Raw genomic sequence first — 17,705 nt, 5'->3', positions numbered from 1 at the left:
TAAGACCATTACCAGAGACCAAAACAAATTTACACAAAATATAGGACTTGACCTCCCTCGCCTCAATATCCTGAATTTTTGACTTCCTGCTTAAGAACAGAAAAGCCAAGGAAGTAAGAAGACCTATCGTCACACTTTTTACAAAAGGTAACACGTCAGATGAACCATCAATGATCGCCCACCCGAGAGGCCAAATCATGAACGCAGAAATTATGGCAGACAAAACACCTAAAACTTTCAGCACGACCATGAATCTCAAGATACTTTTACCCCCAAAATATCTAGTGCCTGCTGCATTTTATCCGAAGATGCAAAAAGTACTACCTGATCACCATCTTCGAGCTTCGTGTCCCCTGTCGGAACGAACACCTGACCTCTTCTGTAGACCAAGGCTATCAAAGCTCCTTTCGGGAACCCTATTTCAGATATCTTAACACCTAGAGCGCTGCTGTCCTTGCTTATGGTAACCTCCAATATTTCTGCATCTATTCTCTCTATTATCGACAGGCCTCCTGCCGCTGAGGGATAAAGGACATATCTCATTATGACCGACGCCAATGCCTCGTTGGGATTTACCATCGCATCTACAGGCAAATACTTGTCCAACTTTTCGAAGAAGCCTCTCCTTACAACGGCAATACTCTTATTGGCCCCTAAAGCCTTGCCTATAACTCCCATCAGGATGTTTCTTTCGTCATTCGCAGTCGTAGCCACAAACCCGTCGACTCCTTCTACCCCCTCGCGACGCAAAAGCTCTTCATCAGCTCCATCACCAACTAACACAATGGTCCTTTCCAACTCCCTCGCAAGTTTATCGCACTTTTCCCTGTCTTGATGTATAAGCCGAATGTCCAGCTGTGGGTACCTGCTCTCCAATCTTTTCGCGACTCGAAAACCAATCTTTCCGCCGCCTACTATTATTACCCTCCTAAGTTTCCTGCTCTTTTGCCTCTGGAAGAGTTCCTCCAACTCTCCCAGCTGCCCTTTCAATGTAATAACAAAACACAGATCACCTGGCTGCAGTTTTGTCTCACCGAAAGGAACAAATCCCCCGCCGTCCCTTTCTACGTAGGCTATCAAGGCCATGATGCTTGGGTGCTTTGCCCTAACATCTTTCAGGGTGTGGCCTATCAAAGGAGATTCCTTCGAGACTTTGAAGGTATAAAGCCCAGCGACGCCTCCGAAAAACTCAGCGGAATAATCTGAAGCGCTGACAGACAGAAGTTCCTCTATTTGCCTTGCCACTGAACGCTCAGGGGATATCATCACATCAATACCTAGCTCCCGAGCCCATTCCGGGCTATCGGTGTATTCCAACCCTCTCGCCCTAGATATAACCTTAGGAACTCCAGCTCTCTTGGCTATCCAACAAGCTAGTATGTTTACCTCGTCATGATCTGTACATGCTATTAAAATATCTACATCGCTTTTAGGCTGAGCTATACCTGCTTTTTCAAGGATAGGAGGGCGAGCTCCATTACCTCTTACTACCATTACATCCAGCTCGTTCTCCACCTTTGATGCCCGCATCTCATCTTTTTCCACCAATGTAACGTCATGGCCCTGTTGTGAAAGGCTTTTAGCAACGGTATAACCTACCTCTCCTGCGCCTACGACCACAACTTTCAACTGTATCAACCCCTTCTTTTCAATACCTATGAAAGCTTACACGTTTTTTCCGGATAGGAAAAGTGGTAAACTTGCATCTATAACGAGGGGGGATTCCATGAGCAAAAGGGGTAAGATCGCATTCGTAGGAACGGGCGGCACCATAAGCATGTCATACAACGACCGTCAGGGAGGATTCATCCCGACGGAGACGGCAAATTCCATTCTAGGTGCTGTGCCCGATAACTACAAAGAAAATTTGGAAATCATCGACTGGGGGCATCAACCAAGCAGTCATTACACCATAAGGATGACTGTAGATTTGGTTCAACTCCTTAAAAAGCTTGTTCAAGACGGAATAAACGGCATAGTGGTAGCAAGTGGCACAGATGCCTTGGAAGAAATGGCGTACCTGACAGACTTACTATGGCCCTACCCTCAGCCAGTCATCTTCACCGGCTCCATGCTTCCCATAGGTGTGCCAGGCTCAGAGGCCGCATCAAACCTCATCCAATCTTTGGTTGCTGCTTCTTGTGAACGCCTGTGGGGAATGGGTGTCCTTGCATGCCTTCAAGATCAGTTGTTCGCCGCGTCAGAGGTAGCAAAAGAAATCGGCCATAGAAAGGATGCTTTCTACGCTCCTGGGAGAGGCCCCATTGCGGAGTTCGTTGACGGCAAAATATACGTAATAAGACAACCCAAAAGACCTCCATTCTTGGGCCATGACATCAATCCTGCTGGTAAGATAGCAGTCCTGTGGGCCACCTTGGGAGGAGGAGAAGAGATCCTCTCCTGTATTGCAGAATGCTGCGATCTGGATGGCATTGTGTTGGCGGGTTTCGGTGCAGGAAACGTGCCCCCTTCCTGGATTAAACACCTTAAACCACTCATCAAAAAAGGGCTACCTGTCGTAATTACCTCGCGCTGCCACAGGGGACACACAAGCATACAATACGCTTACGAAGGAAGCACCAAAAAGCTACTCGAAATGGGAGTATATGATGGAGGCTGGCTAAGACCTCATCAAGCCAGGCTACGTCTTGCCGTTGCCCTAGGAGCCGGATTGAAAGGAGAAACTCTCCAAAAATACCTTAGGGACGAACTTTAAACAGTTCGCCCCTAAGCTCCCAAAGCGCCCATAGCCATCCGAATAGCACTTACAAAAACTGCCGCCGCGAGGATGTAACGAATCCACCTGTTACCCTTGCTCACGGCGAACCATGCTCCAATATATGCCCCACACATATTCCCCGCCGCCAGGGAAAAGCCGATTGCGAAATCGACCATCCCTTTAGACATAAAAAGAGCCAAACTGACTGTGGTGTAAGCTAAGACAATAGCCACCTTCAAAGCGTTAGCCCTTACAAGATCCTTTCCCACTACTCCTACAAGAGCCCATATCAAGATGAACCCTACACCTGCCTGAATAAAGCCGCCATATACTCCTATCAGGAAAAATATGGGAACTTTTGCCCAAATGGGGAAGTGCTTTTCCTTTTGGGTTTCCCACATCTTCGGTTTGAACACCAAAAGAAAGGCCATAATAGATATGACAGCGGCTATCACCAGCTTCAAAAACCTTTCTTCGATGTTTATAACCACATATGTCCCCAGAACGGCTCCTAAAAGTGCGGGAAAAGCTAAGAACATCGCTTCCTTTAAATCCAAAACACCTTTTCGCCTAAATCTTAAGGTTCCAACGACGTTCTGAAGAAGGATGGCCACTCTATTGGTTGCATTTGCAACAGATGCCTCCAAGCCCAAAAAAACCAAAAAAGGCAAGGTAAGTAAACTTCCTCCTCCTGCGATTGTATTGAGAAAACCTGCAACCACTCCAACCAACATAGTAAGGATAAGGGTAATAAAATCCATCCACTTCACCTCGAATAACTTTTTGTTTCCTTCATTATTGTGCTAAAATGCTATATATAACCATTACAGGAGGTGGTATCATGCGATATGCAGTTAGCTCTGACTGCATTTTTATAAGGCCTGGGAACGACGAGGAGCTTCTTACGTGTATAGCTACTGCCTGTGAAGAGTACTCTATAGACTCCGCCGTGGTGGTTACTGGCCTAGGCATGCTCAAAGAAGTTACCTTCGGATGGTACACAGGTACCGATTACGCAAAAGAAGACCTAGTTGGCCCCTTTGAGCTTTCGGCTTTGAGCGGAAACGTAAGCATTAAAGGAGCTTCTTTATATCCCCATCTGCATGCCGTAATAAACAAGTCGGACCACAGACCTTATAGCGGCCACATACTACGAGCCATTTGCTATCACAACCTTGAGATAACCCTGATTCCTCTCAATACCATCAGGCTTCGCCGCGAGCACAACGGGTGGTTCGAAGCAATCGTTCCCGAAAAAAGGTAGACTTCCCTCAATGCTTAGAAATATCGGCCACCTCTGCAGAAGTATACACTACAAGATCCCGGGGAGGAACAGGGAAATACGCAAATTCCGATCCTGCAGCTGCCCATACCATGTCGAATTTCAATAAATCCCTGTCCAACAAGGTGGGGGGGTGTTGTTCATATCCCAAAGGCGGCACTCCCCCAACTTCATATCCAAAGTTTTCTCTTATGTACTCAGGCGATGCAAATTTTACCTTTTTTGCGTTCAAAAGTTCCTTAACCTTCTTCAAGTCCACCTTGTTTACCCCCGACATCAAAACCAAAACGGGGCCATCCTCTGTCAGTAAAATCAAGCTTTTGAGGATCTTGCCAGGCTCTACTCCGATCGCCTGGGCTGCATCCTCAACTGTCTTTATGGTCCTTTGACTCTCTATAATATCTCCTTCATAACCTAGCCGATTGAGCTCGGTTCTCACTTTTTCTATAGATTTCTCTGAAATGCATCCATTCATATAGTTCCCCCCAGTTGAAAGTAACCCAAAATAGCGTTTACCTTGCCATCTGAAGACTACAACTCTTTTAGCATTTTAACAAGCGCGTCAGCAACCTAATTAGATCCATATTTTTGGGGACAATTATCACATTGAGGTTTTTCCCCGGTCTCCACAAACTCCTTGAAGTGCTCTAACCACCTCGGTGAACCGTAATGGCAATGGGAGAGAAACTTTATGAAGCTTATCAACCTCTCACGGCAGGCAGGAGTGATGTAATGTTCTATGCTGCATGCGTTGGTCCTGGCCTCCTCTTCTCCTAAATTCAATATCTTCTCGAAGAAGTCAACCAGTATCCTTTCCCTACCTATCAGTTCCTCAGCCAATACCTTACCCTCGTCGCTTAAAGTAACATAACCGTAGCTTCCCTGTATCACTAGCCCGGCTTCCTTTAGCCCATAGAGGCTCCCCACCACGGTCGGCGACTTAACGCCCAGCGCCTGGGCCAAGTCTTTTACCCTCACTACCTTGTTTTCTTGCTCTAATTTGTATATTGTTTTCAGGTAGTCTTCGCTTCTTGCAGTTAATCGCTCCATGTTAGCTTCACCTATCTTTGTTAGTTTTTATAAAACATAGTATGATCACAAACATTTTATTAGTCAAGGAGGCTCACATGTACTACTCAGTTCAACTGGCACAATTGGCCACTGCCGCATGCATTCAGGAGGTAATGGCATCTCCAAAACCTGGATTGGTCGATAAGTACAACTCAGGGGCTCATAAAGACATGGACTTCACAACCTTCCTACTCAGCGCTTCAGCTCTTGCTCCTTTCTGGCAAAGGCAGGCCAATGTGGGACTCTCAGGCATATCTCCACAAAAGGCGCTACCCTACCTAAGGGAGACCGGCAGGACAATGGAAGCTGCCATGCTGGAAGCGACAAATGGCATTAACACGCACAAAGGACTTATTTTTGCCCTATCCCTCTTATTGTATGGTGCCGGATTTGCACTGCATATGAAAGTTCCCATAACGGCTCAATCCTGCGCGAACTTTGCCGCACAAGTTGTCGGGGGGTGCTGCAAAAAAGAACTCGAAAGCCTTAGAACTTCTCCACCAAAAAGGCCTTTGACACACGGAGAAAAGCTATACCTTGAATACGGGTTGACGGGCATTAGAGGGGAAGCAGAAAAAGGGTTTCCAACAGTTATAAATTGGGGATTGCCAGCGCTAAAACACGCACTGTCCTTTGGGATGTCAATGAACGACAGCTGCCTTTACGCTCTATTCCGCATAATGAGACACTGCGAGGACACCAACGTGGTCTCCCGATCAAGCTACTATTTTTGGGCACACATATACCCCACATACGTCGACAAGCTATTAAGACTCCCCATACCTTTCTCTAAACGCGAAAAGAAGATCATAGAAAAAATCGATGAGTTGTTCAGTGAAAAAGGTGTAAGCCCCGGCGGTGCTGCCGACCTTTTGAGTTGCACTGTGTTCCTCTACTGGGTAGAAAAATGCTATCCTTTTTCCAGCGGCCACAAGTACCTAAAGTCCCGCGGGAGGCTATCTGAAAACCTAATCGGGGAGGAGAAATTTTGAGTTTAGGGTTAAGGATAAAAACCATAAGAAAAGCAAAGGGCCTCACGCAGCAAAAATTGGCAGAAATGGTTGGGGTAAGCAGAACGTACATACAAGCCTTGGAGGGAAACAAACGAACGCCGTCTATGAAACTTCTGCGAAACCTTGCCCACACACTGGACGTAGAGCTTTCCGACTTGCTCTTTCACCCCCCCATCATTGCCACGAGGCGCTTATACCTGGAAGAAATATTGGACTACAACGACGAGTTCGAAATATGGTATAAAAATACGAAACTGACAAAACGGGAGACAGAGTTTATAAAGCAGATGATCGATTTAGTCCTGAACTACATCCAAAAAGACAGAGGCTCTAATTAACCTTAAGACCTTTAGCTAGGGGAGACAGATAATTGAAAAAGCTTCCTTTTTTCATACCCATGCAATCGTGCCCTAATAGATGTATATATTGTGACCAGTGGGCTATAACAGGCCACACAAATGACGTCACTGCAGAGAAAGTGCTTTCAGAGATAAAAAAATCAGAAGAGCCGGTAGAGATATGCTTCTTCGGAGGAAGTTTCACTTGCCTTCCTCCGAAAGTTCGTTCAAACTTACTTGATGCTGCGTCAAAGGCCCCCAAAGGAAGCCGTATAAGGATCTCCACTCACCCTTCATGCATTGACGAAGACATAATCTGCGAGTTGGGAAGATACAACGTGTACGCTGTAGAGCTTGGCATATCGTCCTTGGACGACAGGGTACTTGCTGCATGCAGAAGGGGCTATACTTCAGATGTAGCCCTAAAAAAGCTCAGGATGCTAATATCCGCAGGGTTCGTAGTGGGAGCCCAACTCATGATGGGATTACCCTATCAAGATACAGAAAGCTCCATAAGGGACTTGGAAAAGCTCTGCAAAATCAAGGGACCTTCATCGATGCAGATAAGGCTCTATCCTTGCCTGGTGTTCCCAAAAACGGAGCTGTTCTCTCTGTGGATCAATGGTCAATTCACCCCCCTGAGCACAGAGCGCTGCATAAACCAGGCTGCGCGGATACTCCTTTCCGCAGAGAACATGGGATTCGAAATTTTAAGAATAGGGCTACATGAAACTGACTCATTGAGAGAATCGGTGGCCGCTGGACCTTCACATCCAGCACTGGGAGAGCTCATACGGTCTGAGGCTCTAACAGAAAAATTAAATAAAATAAACCCCAGAGGGCCTTGGGTAGTATCAGCAAAACACCGCTCCCTGCTTTCTGGACACTCAAAAAGAGGAATAAAGAGCCTGGCGCATAAAACTGGCATAACAGAATCAGATGTATTGGAGAGAATCATATGGTGGTAAGGGCACTTAAAAAGTTCCAGGCTGGAGGTCAAGAGTAAGGTTATGCTCAAAACTAAACTACAGGTTGACATGGGATCAGAAACCGTAGGTAAAGCCCTCCTAAAACTAGCAGTTCCATCGGTGCTTTCCATGTTTTTTCATACGCTATTTCACCTAATGGACACTATCTTTGTATCATGGCTGGGAGAAGTATCGCTGGCAGCCATGTCCTTGTCCTTTCCTCTTTTGTTCGTCATATTCGCCGTAGCCAATGGCATGGCCGTGGGAACCACTACATGTGTAACCAAGGAGTTAGGGGCAAAAAGAACAAAAGAAGCTCAAAGCTTCGCCAACACCTCCTTTATGCTGATTTTGTTCTTATCACTCTTACCCTTCCCTCTTTTGTCCCCTGAGCTGTCAGATAGGTTCTACTCTCTACTGGGAGCAAAAGATGGAGTTCTTTCGGAATGCTACGCATACTCCTCATGGATGATCATAGGAGCCCCCTTAATGGGCCTTGCATTGCTATGGGAAGCCCTTTTCAGAAGCCAAGGGGACACTTTCACACCTATGGCAAGCATGCTCCTGGGAAACCTCATAAACATAGTGCTAGACCCTATACTTATCTTCGGCTTGAAGTGGGGAATCGCAGGAGCATCGATAGCCACACTCATAGGCAGGATAATCTCTCTCATATACTTGGTTAACCGACTCAAGCAACGCACCGTCATACATCCTATGCTAACCTTGAAGAGCAACTTTCTCCAAAACAGCAAAGACATTTCCATCGTCGGATTTCCCGTGGCTCTTTCACAGGCGAGCATGGCAATTGGCTCAGCGCTAATGAACAAAGTATTATCCATATTTGGCCCCGCAGCCATAAGCGCATGGATGCTGGGCAATAGAATAGAGATGTTTGCGTTCCTCCCTGTTTTTGGGATCAACTCGGGACTTATACCGTTTTTGAGCTACAACATAGGGAAAGGAGACCTCCAAAGAGTAAAAGAAGCACTGAAGATAGCTGCAAAGGCGGCAATAACCCTCATGCTAGCTATAGGCCTTCTGATCTACACTTTCCCTGATTTTTTTCTCATTCCATTTGCACCCACACCCCAAATGGCCTCTATGGCGATAGATTCCATCAGGGCCTCTGCGACAGGCTATGTTTTCGCCGCCGTGGACATAACATTATGGGGGCTTTTTCAAGGAAGCGGCTATGCTTATTTCGGCATGATATCGCAGATAACGAGAACTCTCCTCCTGAGGGCTCCTTTGGCTTACATTATGGGATTATACCTGGGAATAAAGTTTCTCTGGTGGAGCCAACCCCTATCGGCCTTAGGTTCCTTCCTTTTGTCTTTACTCTTCGCTGGCAAGGTTTTAAAGCTAATTCTAAAAGATATAAACTCTAAAGCTTAAAACGTTGACTATCCACCCCCTTCAATTTATACTGAAAGTGTATTTTATAAACAAATGTTTACTAATTGACAATGCAAGGAGTGCGAGAGATGGAGCCCAAGGATCTGCAAGAACTTCTAAGAGAAAAAATGGACGATATGCCCAAGAAGGCAAAGCGAGTCGTAGAATATCTCCTTTCCAATATGAGGGAAGCCGCCTTTAAATCCATAGGAGAGGTAGCTGATGAGCTAGAGGTATCGAAAGCCCAGCTCGTAAGAGTGGCAAGGATGCTAGGGTTTGAGGGATACTCGGAATTGAAGGAGGTTCTGCAACAAGCCATACTTGAACAGGTGAACCCTGCTGCCATGCTAACCAAGGTGTTGAAAAACCGCCAAGACCTCCCCACCCAAATATTGGAACTGGAGCACGCAAACCTGGAGGAAACTTGGAAGCAGTTGACTCCTGAAAAGGTAAGCAGCTTCTGCGACATCATAAGCAGTTCAACCATAACCTACTGCATGGGATGGGGTATATCCTCCCTGGTCGCCGAGTCACTGTACATGAGGCTTAGGGTGATGGGAATGCGTTCCGTTTTGCTGAAGCGCTCGAGCCTCACCCTTCAAGAACAAACGCGCTCGGTCGGCCCCGACGATGCCGTGGTGGTGTGTGAACTTCCCAGTTTCGTACTTGAAGTTACGGAGTCAGTGGCATTGGCCAAGGAACAGGGCGCAAAAATAATAACCATGACTGACAGCCCCGCTGCACCAATATGTAAGTATTCCGACCTGCAGTTTTTCGTAAGCGCAGCGAGTCCCATGTTTGGAAGCAGCATATTGGGCCCTCTGTTCCTGGTACACCTTCTTTCCTCCGTCTTAGCAGTCAACATGGGAGATAAGGTGCAATTGGCCCTCGAAAAACAAGCTCAGTTTTTACATGACGAAAGGATTTTCCACCCCATTTTCGGGCTCAAATACACCTAATAATTAAAGGGGGAGTCCTTTAGACTCCCCCTTTAAGCAAACTCAAAAGCACATAACCATGTTCGAAAAGTCTAAACCTCTAAGGTCTCTCCCACTTTCAGAATCCTAACTTCCGCAAAGCTTGACGCCTTCTTAGCAAAGTCCTCCGGTGAGGCCTTTATTACCTCAAAGGTGTCGTAGTGCATGGGGACCACTATACGTGGTTTTATCAAACGAACGGCCCTAACTGCATCATCGATATCCATCGTGTAGTTTCCTCCTATAGGCAGAAGGGCAACATCGACGTTTTCTTCCTCCAACAACTTCATCTCGTAGGTTAGCCCCGTGTCTCCTGCATGGTATATCTTCTTGCCTTCCACTTCTATTAAAAACCCTCCAGGCGTTCCTCCATACAACATGGTGTCCCCTTCCTGAATCCCTGAACCATGCCAAGCTGGAGTCATCTTAACCTTACCGAATGGGAAGGTGAAGGTGCCCCCTACCTGCATGAAATGGCACTTGGCTCCCTTTTTCGCTAGGTAGTGGCAAACCTCAACGTTGGAGACCACCGTAGCTTTGCTTTTTTGAGCTATCTCAATTGTGTCTCCTATATGGTCACCATGCCCATGGGTTACGAAAATGTAATTTCTGTCGTAAAAAGAAGACAGATCCACGTTTGCTAATCCGCTACCGGTTATGAAGGGATCGATAAGCCCTTTCAACCCCTCACCATCGACCGCAAAAGCAGCATGACCTAAAAATTTGATACTGACCACGTGTATCCCCCCTTTACGCTTCTAAAAGCTATTTTATCTAGTATTATCAGGTTTTCTCAATAGTTCCCCTCACGACTATCTCCGCTTGGGAGTAGTGTCCCGACTCATGAACCTTCAATCCCATCGGGGCCACCTCTAGTATGCTTCCATCTTGCAGAGACAACTTTACTTTTTTGCCTTTATTCAGTTCATACCACATTTTCATTTCTTGGGAGTCTTCCCATCCCTGCATAACTAAAAGGCCTTCCAACGCTCCATCGTCCTGCAGTGTGAGAGTATATCGCCACGGTCTGTATTTAGTTCCTTCAGTAATTACTCCTCTTCCTTCGATGAGCAAATATCCGCACCGCCCCTCGCTTCTTCCTTGAGTTCCAGGAACAACTCTTCCAGCTGGCTCTCATCTACATCCGAAGGAGCCCCAGTCATTAGGCACTGCCCTTTCTGAGTCTTGGGAAAGGCAATGACCTCTCGAATGGATTTCTTCCTGCCAAGGAGCATAACCAATCTATCCAAGCCCAAAGCTATTCCTCCATGGGGAGGAGTACCGTAGGATAAGGCCTCCAAAAGGAACCCAAAGCGCTCTTTGGCTTTATCAGGGCTTATGGAAAGGGCCTCAAACATCCTCTTTTGTACCTCTGCATCGTGAATTCTTATGGAGCCTCCGCCTATCTCGTTTCCATTCAAGACTATATCGTAGGCCCTCGACCTGACCTTTCCAGGCTCTTTCAAGAGGAGCTCCAGGTCCTCGTTCTTTGGAGCTGTAAAGGGATGGTGGACGGAAACCCAGCGACCTTCTTCTTCGTCCCATTCGAACAAGGGGAAGTCGGTTACCCACAAGATCTCCCAGCTATCTTCGTTTATCATGTTCATTCTCTTGGCTACTTTTAACCTGACCTGCCCAAGGACCTCACAAGCCTTCTTGAAATCCAGATCCGCTACAATTAAAAGCAAATCCCCATCCCGCATCTGGAGCTTCTCCAGCAGCGCCCTCTTTTCTTCTTCGCTGAGTTTCTTAGCCAGGGGGCCCTTCATCTCCTGTTCCTTCAATACGCATGGAACCATTCCCTTGGCACCTAGTTCCTTGGCGTAATCTTCCAGTTCTGCCAGTTCCTTCCTGGAGAGCTCTCCTCCACCAGGAACCAGAAGGCCTCTTATGGTCCCATTCTCCTCCAGGGTCTTGGCAAAGGGGATGAAGGAACTGCCGGCAAATATGGGTGTAAGGTCCGTTATCTCCAGAGGTATCCTAAGGTCTGGCTTATCTGAGCCAAAACGCTCCATGGCCTCCCTGTATGACAAGCGCATGAAGGGCCTCTTTAGGTTAAGTCCTAAAACCGCTTCAAAGAGGCCTACCATGTATTCCTCTATCAGCTCCATTATGTCTTCCTCAGTTATGAAGCTCATCTCTATATCTATCTGAGTAAATTCAGGCTGCCTGTCTGCTCGCAAATCCTCATCACGGAAACACTTGGCTATTTGATAATATCTATCTACTCCACCTACCATTAGTATCTGCTTGAAAATCTGAGGTGATTGGGGCAGAGCATAGAATTTTCCTGGCATTATCCTGCTTGGAACCAGAAAATCCCTGGCTCCTTCAGGAGTTGATTTGGTAAGCATTGGGGTTTCTACTTCTATAAAGCCCCTGGCACCAAGAAAATTACGGGTAAAAGACGAAACGGCGTTTCTAAGGCGAAGAGCCTCCTGCATCTTGGGTCTTCTTATGTCAAGATAACGATATTGGAGCCTTAAATTTTCATAAACTTTGTCGGTGTCCCAAAGGTCAAAAGGAGGCAAGTTGGCAGCAGATAAGACCACCATATCTTCTGCTTTCACTTCCCAATCACCAGTTTCAAGAGAAGGGTTTTCCGTTCCCTCGGGTCTCCGCCTCACGGTTCCCTTAATTGCGACCACATATTCACTTCTTAGGTCCTTGGCCGCTTCGTGAAGCTCTGGAGCCTCCTCGGGATTAAAGACCACCTGAACAAGGCCGGTATGGTCCCACAACTCTATGAATATCAACCCGCCAAGGTCTCTTCTTCTTCGTACCCAACCGTTGAGAACGACGATTTCTCCTTCATCGGTCCCTCTAATATGGCCGCAGTACTTGGTACGTTTCCATTGGGCTTCAAAAATACCTTTCTTCATGTACGCTTCCTCCCGATACTTGCTAACTCTATTCCCCTAGCTTGGTCCTGACAAATGGCACCCCTTCCTCCAAAGGCACCTCAACCTGCTGGCCTGTTTCCATATCCTTTATGGAAACCTTCCCGGCTTTCAGCTCTTCTTCACCTAAGATACAAACAATTGGCACACCCATCTGATTGGCAACCTTCAACTGGGCCCTGAAGCTTTTACCATTGAAATCCATATCAGCAGATATTCCCGCTTTCCTGAACTCGTGCATCAACTTCAAGGCCTCCTTGCGCTCAATATCTCCAACAGCGACCACGAACACTTCAAGAGCTGGCTCTTTCCCAAAGGAACACCCCTGCTGCTCCATGGTGAGAACTATCCTCTCCAAGCCAGCAGCAAAACCTACCCCTGGAGTGTGCTTACCTCCTATTGCCTCCGCCAAGTTGTCGTATCTGCCTCCACCACACACGGCGTTCTGGGCTCCCAGCTCACCGGAAAGGACTTCGTATGCCGTCTTGGTGTAGTAGTCCAATCCTCTAACAAGGCGGTTGTCTATGGAATAGTGGAGTCCTAAAGCATCAAGTCCTGCTTTCAAGCCCTCAAAATGCTCCTTACATTCAGGACATAGGTAGCTTATTGTGTCTGGAGCATTGTCCGTTATGGCTCTACATGTGGGGTTTTTACAATCCAAAATCCTGAGAGGATTTCTGTTGTATCTGTCCTGACATGTAGGACACAATTCAGATAAATGGGGTTTCAGAAAGCTCTGCAGTGCCTCCTTGTGTACTGGTCTGCACATTGGACATCCCACAGAGTTTATGACCACATCTAATCCCTTCATCCCCAGCCTGCGAAACAGCTCAACGGACAAGGCGATTACCTCCACGTCCACATACGGATCTTGGGAGCCTATAGCCTCAAAATCCAATTGCCAGAACTGACGGTAACGGCCTTTCTGGGGACGTTCGTACCGAAACATAGGGCCGGCACTCCACAGCTTTACAGGTTGAGGCCTTTGATCCATCCTGTTCTCCAGGTAAGCCCTCACCATCGAAGCCGAGAGTTCTGGACGCAAAGTCAAACTTCTGCCTCCCCTATCCTCAAAGGTGTACATTTCTTTCTCCACTATGTCCGTAGTGTCCCCCACACCTCTTGCAAAAAGTTCGGTCTGCTCAAAAATTGGAAGGTGAACTTCTCTGTAATTGAAATCTTGTGCGACTTCCGAAGCTGTCTTAAGCACGAAAGCCCACTTCCACGACTCTTCCGGGAGAATATCCCTCACACCACGAGGAGCTTTTATGCTCACCATGAAAAAACCCCCTTAAATCTTCATATGCCATAGAGGCTTTTTATCGATCCACATCTGGTTGATTCTACCATTCAAAGGAAAAGTTGTTAATGGATAAAAAGGCCTGCCTTATCGGCAGGCCTTCTAGGCTTTTCGTCTTGCAGAAGTCAAATTTCTCTGCGGAACTTACCTGCTCTCCAGCTGGAACTTGATGGCGGTACGCTCTTCTCCGTCGATTTCTATCTTCGCAAAAGCAGGTATGCATATCAAGTCTATGCCGTTGGGGGCAACGTATCCCCGCGCTATCGCAATAGACTTAACTGACTGATTAACAGCGCCAGCACCTACAGCCTGAACTTCCACTGCTCCCTTCTCACGCAGCACAGCTGCGATCGCTCCTGCAACGGACTTGGGTTGAGAGTTTGCAGAGACCTTGAGAACTTCCATGTTTTTTCGCCCTCCTCTTAATCTTCCAACAGGATTCATGCTGGGTTTTGCTTCTTTGTTAAAACTGTGAAACTCACAGTTAAGTATACCTTGACTTCATATGGCAACGCAAGTTCAGAAAATTCTGCTGAAACAAAACCTGCCTAACCTATGCTTGCAGCCAATGGGCAAACTCCCCAATGCCAAGTTTATCCAAATTTTCTTTACCAGGAACACCATTTGCTTTCCATCCGCGGAAATTATAATACTCTTCGAGCTGTCTTTCCAGATCCGGCAAAAGTCCCTGTGATCCCCCACTATCCCTTGGTTCCTTAAGGATTCTTTCGGGCAAGGTATCATGCTCCCTCGCCAAGCCAACACCAACGTTAAAGGCTTTCTTCATAGTGTATATCCTCTCACCGGTTTGGAGTAAATCTTCCAAAGAGAGGTTGAAACCCGTCACACATAGAAGCCAGTCACACATCGTTGCGATATCTATGCCTAAAAGAACGGCAAACTTGCATATCTTGAGGGAATCCACCATTGAACAAAGGTTCTGGAATTTGGCGGTCATTATTCCCTTGCCTTTATCTTCCTTTCTATCCACCGTATCGGGATATCCAAGCTCAGGGAAGGTCATGGACCTCTCCCACGGATAGGAATAACTGTTTAAGTGGCAGGCACCCCTCACTGAGGTGGCATATCCGGATGCAAGGCTCTTGAAGCACCTTGGATCATGCGCTGGAAGCTCCAAACCTTTAACATGTATGGCAAACTGCGCTGAGCCCTTACCTATATGCTCTGAAGCCTTCTTCGTGCCTTGACCCAAGATCGCTCCTATGCCTTCTTTAAAGGTTATCATGGAAATCAGCCTCAAGACCCCGCGCCCATCTCCCCACCTCAGGGCCCCTTGCACATCGGAATCCACCAATATCCCTCTCTCGTAGAGTTCCATAGCAAAAGCTATTACTGCTCCTGTAGATATGGTATCCAGGCCCCACCTGTTACACAAGGCGTTAGCTTCAGCGATCACGTTGAGGTCGTCCACCATGCAATTACTGCCCAACATAGCCACTGTTTCGTACTCAGGACCACCACATATGGTCCCGTCAAGATCTACAACCCTGCCACATCTTATGGGACATGCCATGCAGCCATAGTTTCCGGCCAAGATAGTTTCGGCCATGCGCTGTCCTGTTATCAAGGTAACCTTATCCTTGAAGGAACCTAGGCTCCAGTTCTTTATAGGCAGGTCACCCAGCTCCTCAGCCAGCGCTGTGCCACCTGATGTCCCGTAGAGGCTCAGCCCATAGCCTCTATCTTTCAGGAGCTTAACTTTCTCTTTGACGGACGCAGCCAATCTCTCCTTATGGAAGGACTCAACCGTTCTGTCCCCTCCAACTACTATGGCCTTCAGGTTCTTAGAGCCCATAACAGCGCCGGCACCACCCCTGCCCGCTGCTCTTGCGTCAGGGCCATCGTGGAATATACCAGCCAGGGGAACCATGTTCTCTCCGGCGGGCCCTATACAAGAAACGCCCACTGCTCTGCCGTAGAGCTTCTTTAAAACCCCTTCAGTCTCTACTGTGTCCAGTCCCCACAACTGTTGTGCATCATTGAAGGCAACAGAGCCATTGAAAATTGACAAATAAACAGGCTTCTCTGACTTGCCCACTATGATGAGCCCATCAAACCCTGAACGCTTGAGGAAAAAGCCGAAAGTCCCCCCCGCATCAGACTCCAAGAAAGCTCCAGTCAAAGGAGATCTTGTAACAACCTGGTGCCTGCCAGACGTAGGTATGCCTGTTCCTTGGTAAGGGCCTACCATGTATATTAGAGGGTTATCCTGACTTAGGGGTTCCGTATTTGGGGTACAATATTTCAACAAAAAATAACTACCCATTCCAGAACCCCCGATAAACTTTCGGGCAAACTCTTCGTCGTAATCTATGGTCCTCGTAGCCCTATTGGCAAGGTCTACCAAGGCCACCTTTCCATTGTACCCATACATGGCGGCTCCTCCTCTCAAAAGCTTTCACCGGGCTCAGCTTTCAGCTTCTTCCCTGGCGCTGCGCAGGATGCGATCCAAAAGATCTGCTCGGCTTACCATGCCCACGAAAATCCCATTGGAAAGAACTGGAGCTCTCTTCAGGTTGGACTTCATCATGATCATGGCAACCTGGAAATCACTGTCATTTTCGTCAAAGGCTATAACCTTCTTGACCATGTATTTCTCAACAGGGTCGTTACTTATCTTCAAAAGCCTTTTGCCGAATTGACCAAAATCAGGCAAGAACGAAGGATCCTTCAAAAAATCGAAATATCCCGGCAAAGCGGCCCTTATAATGTCGTTCTCGCTTATGAAACCGACCAAACGCCCTTCCTCATCCGCCACCGGCAGGCCAGAAACCCTGTGAGTTGAAAGGACCTCTACAGCCTCGGCTATGGTTGTCTCAGGAAACAGAGCGGTTAAATCCCTATCCATCAATTCTCCTATGCGCATGCCCCTCGCCTCCAAAAATTCGTTCTCAACACAGCAAAAATTATACCGAAGAGACAGAAACAGGACGCAACCTTACGAAAACCCTCCTAGGCTTGCCTCCCTCGAAAGTTCCTTCCTTTAGCTCCTTTATTTTCTCAACCCAAGCAAAGGCCTCATCCTTATGATCGAAGAATAGGTTCAAGGCATCCTTGGCTCCTTTAAGGACAAGGGTTAGCACCATTTTCTTGCCTTCGCCTTCCACAAGTGAGACATCTTCTATGTCTTTAGCCTTGTGGATCCAAAAATCCTCACCAAATTTCATCCTCAATGCCAAAGAACCCTCTTTTTGATCAACCAAAATGACAGTACCTTTGTCGTTTACTATGTCTCCAACGTCCGGAACGAAATCTTCCAAAAAATAAAAAAAACTTGACTGAAGGGAATCAGAACCGTCATCATGCCTCGGGAAAAGGGTCTTGCGATTATGCCTGTCCACCACAAACCAATCCTTCATGGTGCCTGGAAAATCATCGACTCCCAAGACTACGCTCTTTGCTCCTCTCCTTATATAACCTCCCTCTTGTGGCAAGAACTCCTCCACTTCACCATAATGCAGTTTCCCTTTCCGATCAAGGAACACATACGACCTGTTTCTGCTATCGTCTCCCAAAATTACTCCATCTGGGGGGATGTGAAAAATTCTATTGGGCACGAAATCCTTCAAGAATATATGTCGATCATGAATTGGGAACACGCCGAGAAAGGTGCTGTCTTCCTCTCGTATCACTCTAGCCATCCTAACGTAACGGGTCATTTCGAAGGGGACTCCATATAACCCTAACTTTTTCCCCAGGTACACCTTTGCTTTGCTTT

19 protein-coding genes and 1 pseudogene are annotated in these 17,705 nt (G+C 47.2%); 7 read left to right on the top strand and 13 right to left on the bottom strand.

The annotated features are described in order from the left end of the window. Together V7Z69_RS03460 and trkA are read right to left on the bottom strand one after the other, a co-directional pair. Nucleotides 1-250 (bottom strand): annotated as a pseudogene (locus V7Z69_RS03460) (TrkH family potassium uptake protein); the annotation flags it as partial. Nucleotides 251-255: 5 nt separating this feature from the next. Further along, nucleotides 256-1,638, bottom strand: a complete 1,383-nt coding sequence (gene trkA / locus V7Z69_RS03455) for a Trk system potassium transporter TrkA (RefSeq protein WP_334138551.1) — start codon at nt 1,636-1,638, stop codon at nt 256-258. 88 nt (nt 1,639-1,726) lie between these two features. On the opposite strand from trkA, the gene V7Z69_RS03450 reads away from it, so the two are divergent. Next, nucleotides 1,727-2,716: an asparaginase gene (locus V7Z69_RS03450; RefSeq protein WP_014163569.1), complete on the top strand. Its 990-nt coding sequence runs from the start codon at nt 1,727-1,729 to the stop codon at nt 2,714-2,716. 11 nt (nt 2,717-2,727) lie between these two features. Here the strand turns inward: V7Z69_RS03450 and V7Z69_RS03445 are convergent, their stop codons facing one another. Continuing rightward, on the bottom strand, nt 2,728-3,453 hold the full coding sequence (locus V7Z69_RS03445) for a sulfite exporter TauE/SafE family protein (protein ID WP_244406313.1): 726 nt from the start codon (nt 3,451-3,453) through the stop codon (nt 2,728-2,730). 107 nt (nt 3,454-3,560) lie between these two features. On the opposite strand from V7Z69_RS03445, the gene V7Z69_RS03440 reads away from it, so the two are divergent. After that, nucleotides 3,561-3,983 (top strand): PPC domain-containing DNA-binding protein, encoded by a 423-nt coding sequence (locus V7Z69_RS03440; RefSeq protein WP_014163571.1) that lies wholly within the window; start codon nt 3,561-3,563, stop codon nt 3,981-3,983. Nucleotides 3,984-3,990: 7 nt separating this feature from the next. On the opposite strand, the gene V7Z69_RS03435 is transcribed toward V7Z69_RS03440, so the two are convergent. Then, nucleotides 3,991-4,476, bottom strand: a complete 486-nt coding sequence (locus V7Z69_RS03435; protein WP_014163572.1) for a YbaK/EbsC family protein — start codon at nt 4,474-4,476, stop codon at nt 3,991-3,993. A gap of 95 nt (nt 4,477-4,571) precedes the next feature. Continuing rightward, nucleotides 4,572-5,051: a metal-dependent transcriptional regulator gene (locus V7Z69_RS03430; RefSeq protein ID WP_014163573.1), complete on the bottom strand. Its 480-nt coding sequence runs from the start codon at nt 5,049-5,051 to the stop codon at nt 4,572-4,574. 77 nt (nt 5,052-5,128) lie between these two features. Between V7Z69_RS03430 and V7Z69_RS03425 the strand changes: the two genes are divergently transcribed. The 5 genes from V7Z69_RS03425 (at nt 5,129) to V7Z69_RS03405 (ending at nt 9,748) form a co-directional block, all read left to right on the top strand. Continuing rightward, a complete protein-coding gene (locus tag V7Z69_RS03425; protein WP_014163574.1) occupies nt 5,129-6,064 on the top strand; it encodes a triphosphoribosyl-dephospho-CoA synthase in 936 nt (311 codons plus the stop codon). Beyond that, on the top strand, nt 6,061-6,423 hold the full coding sequence (locus V7Z69_RS03420) for a helix-turn-helix domain-containing protein (RefSeq protein WP_014163575.1): 363 nt from the start codon (nt 6,061-6,063) through the stop codon (nt 6,421-6,423). The genes V7Z69_RS03425 and V7Z69_RS03420 overlap by 4 nt, the downstream gene beginning before the upstream one ends. Before the next feature lie 32 nt (nt 6,424-6,455). Further along, the gene (locus tag V7Z69_RS03415; protein WP_014163576.1) at nt 6,456-7,391 is read left to right on the top strand and encodes a radical SAM protein; all 936 of its coding nucleotides are present in this window, start codon (nt 6,456-6,458) and stop codon (nt 7,389-7,391) included. A gap of 42 nt (nt 7,392-7,433) precedes the next feature. Beyond that, complete coding sequence (locus tag V7Z69_RS03410) at nt 7,434-8,789, top strand: MATE family efflux transporter (protein ID WP_014163577.1); 1,356 nt, start codon at nt 7,434-7,436, stop codon at nt 8,787-8,789. Nucleotides 8,790-8,878: 89 nt separating this feature from the next. Further along, on the top strand, nt 8,879-9,748 hold the full coding sequence (locus tag V7Z69_RS03405; RefSeq protein WP_014163578.1) for a MurR/RpiR family transcriptional regulator: 870 nt from the start codon (nt 8,879-8,881) through the stop codon (nt 9,746-9,748). Between the two features lie 71 nt (nt 9,749-9,819). Here V7Z69_RS03405 and V7Z69_RS03400 read toward each other — a convergent pair whose 3' ends face one another. The 8 genes from V7Z69_RS03400 to V7Z69_RS03365 all read right to left on the bottom strand — a co-directional run bounded on the left by V7Z69_RS03400 (nt 9,820) and on the right by V7Z69_RS03365 (nt 17,646). Next, nucleotides 9,820-10,503 (bottom strand): metal-dependent hydrolase, encoded by a 684-nt coding sequence (locus V7Z69_RS03400; protein WP_014163579.1) that lies wholly within the window; start codon nt 10,501-10,503, stop codon nt 9,820-9,822. A 46-nt stretch (nt 10,504-10,549) separates the two neighbouring features. Next, nucleotides 10,550-10,840: a hypothetical protein gene (locus tag V7Z69_RS03395; RefSeq protein ID WP_014163580.1), complete on the bottom strand. Its 291-nt coding sequence runs from the start codon at nt 10,838-10,840 to the stop codon at nt 10,550-10,552. Beyond that, entirely contained in the window at nt 10,816-12,648 is a 1,833-nt protein-coding gene (gene aspS, locus V7Z69_RS03390; protein ID WP_014163581.1) for an aspartate--tRNA ligase, read from the bottom strand. The genes V7Z69_RS03395 and aspS overlap by 25 nt, the downstream gene beginning before the upstream one ends. Nucleotides 12,649-12,676: 28 nt before the next feature. Beyond that, on the bottom strand, nt 12,677-13,945 hold the full coding sequence (gene hisS / locus V7Z69_RS03385; RefSeq protein WP_334138542.1) for a histidine--tRNA ligase: 1,269 nt from the start codon (nt 13,943-13,945) through the stop codon (nt 12,677-12,679). A gap of 165 nt (nt 13,946-14,110) precedes the next feature. Next, complete coding sequence (locus V7Z69_RS03380; RefSeq protein ID WP_014163583.1) at nt 14,111-14,371, bottom strand: stage V sporulation protein S; 261 nt, start codon at nt 14,369-14,371, stop codon at nt 14,111-14,113. Between the two features lie 148 nt (nt 14,372-14,519). Further along, nucleotides 14,520-16,361: an aldehyde ferredoxin oxidoreductase family protein gene (locus V7Z69_RS03375; RefSeq protein ID WP_334138540.1), complete on the bottom strand. Its 1,842-nt coding sequence runs from the start codon at nt 16,359-16,361 to the stop codon at nt 14,520-14,522. A 33-nt stretch (nt 16,362-16,394) separates the two neighbouring features. After that, nucleotides 16,395-16,853 carry a CBS domain-containing protein gene (locus V7Z69_RS03370; protein WP_014163585.1) on the bottom strand — a complete coding sequence of 153 codons (459 nt, stop codon included), beginning with the start codon at nt 16,851-16,853 and terminating at the stop codon, nt 16,395-16,397. 40 nt (nt 16,854-16,893) lie between these two features. Beyond that, the gene (locus V7Z69_RS03365) at nt 16,894-17,646 is read right to left on the bottom strand and encodes a hypothetical protein (RefSeq protein WP_148256359.1); all 753 of its coding nucleotides are present in this window, start codon (nt 17,644-17,646) and stop codon (nt 16,894-16,896) included. Nucleotides 17,647-17,705: the final 59 nt, after the last annotated feature.

It is taken from the genome of Thermovirga lienii (assembly GCF_036847465.1).
Lineage (GTDB): Bacteria > Synergistota > Synergistia > Synergistales > Thermovirgaceae > Thermovirga > Thermovirga lienii.
Note: the sequence above shows the minus strand (reverse complement) of the source record. Positions and strands in the feature narration are given on the sequence as shown.

Excerpts from the sequence above, each read along its gene's own strand:
- V7Z69_RS03380 (WP_014163583.1), bottom strand. The coding sequence starts at position 14,371 with ATGGAAGTTCTCAAGGTCTCTGCAAACTCTCAACCCAAGTCCGTTGCA.
- V7Z69_RS03370 (WP_014163585.1), bottom strand. The coding sequence starts at position 16,853 with ATGCGCATAGGAGAATTGATGGATAGGGATTTAACCGCTCTGTTTCCT.
- aspS (WP_014163581.1), bottom strand. The coding sequence starts at position 12,648 with ATGAAGAAAGGTATTTTTGAAGCCCAATGGAAACGTACCAAGTACTGC.
- V7Z69_RS03435 (WP_014163572.1), bottom strand. The coding sequence starts at position 4,476 with ATGAATGGATGCATTTCAGAGAAATCTATAGAAAAAGTGAGAACCGAG.
- V7Z69_RS03410 (WP_014163577.1), top strand. The coding sequence starts at position 7,434 with ATGCTCAAAACTAAACTACAGGTTGACATGGGATCAGAAACCGTAGGT.
- V7Z69_RS03365 (WP_148256359.1), bottom strand. The coding sequence starts at position 17,646 with ATGACCCGTTACGTTAGGATGGCTAGAGTGATACGAGAGGAAGACAGC.
- V7Z69_RS03450 (WP_014163569.1), top strand. The coding sequence starts at position 1,727 with ATGAGCAAAAGGGGTAAGATCGCATTCGTAGGAACGGGCGGCACCATA.
- V7Z69_RS03430 (WP_014163573.1), bottom strand. The coding sequence starts at position 5,051 with ATGGAGCGATTAACTGCAAGAAGCGAAGACTACCTGAAAACAATATAC.
- V7Z69_RS03375 (WP_334138540.1), bottom strand. The coding sequence starts at position 16,361 with ATGTATGGGTACAATGGAAAGGTGGCCTTGGTAGACCTTGCCAATAGG.
- V7Z69_RS03425 (WP_014163574.1), top strand. The coding sequence starts at position 5,129 with ATGTACTACTCAGTTCAACTGGCACAATTGGCCACTGCCGCATGCATT.
- hisS (WP_334138542.1), bottom strand. The coding sequence starts at position 13,945 with ATGGTGAGCATAAAAGCTCCTCGTGGTGTGAGGGATATTCTCCCGGAA.
- V7Z69_RS03405 (WP_014163578.1), top strand. The coding sequence starts at position 8,879 with ATGGAGCCCAAGGATCTGCAAGAACTTCTAAGAGAAAAAATGGACGAT.
- V7Z69_RS03440 (WP_014163571.1), top strand. The coding sequence starts at position 3,561 with ATGCGATATGCAGTTAGCTCTGACTGCATTTTTATAAGGCCTGGGAAC.
- V7Z69_RS03445 (WP_244406313.1), bottom strand. The coding sequence starts at position 3,453 with ATGTTGGTTGGAGTGGTTGCAGGTTTTCTCAATACAATCGCAGGAGGA.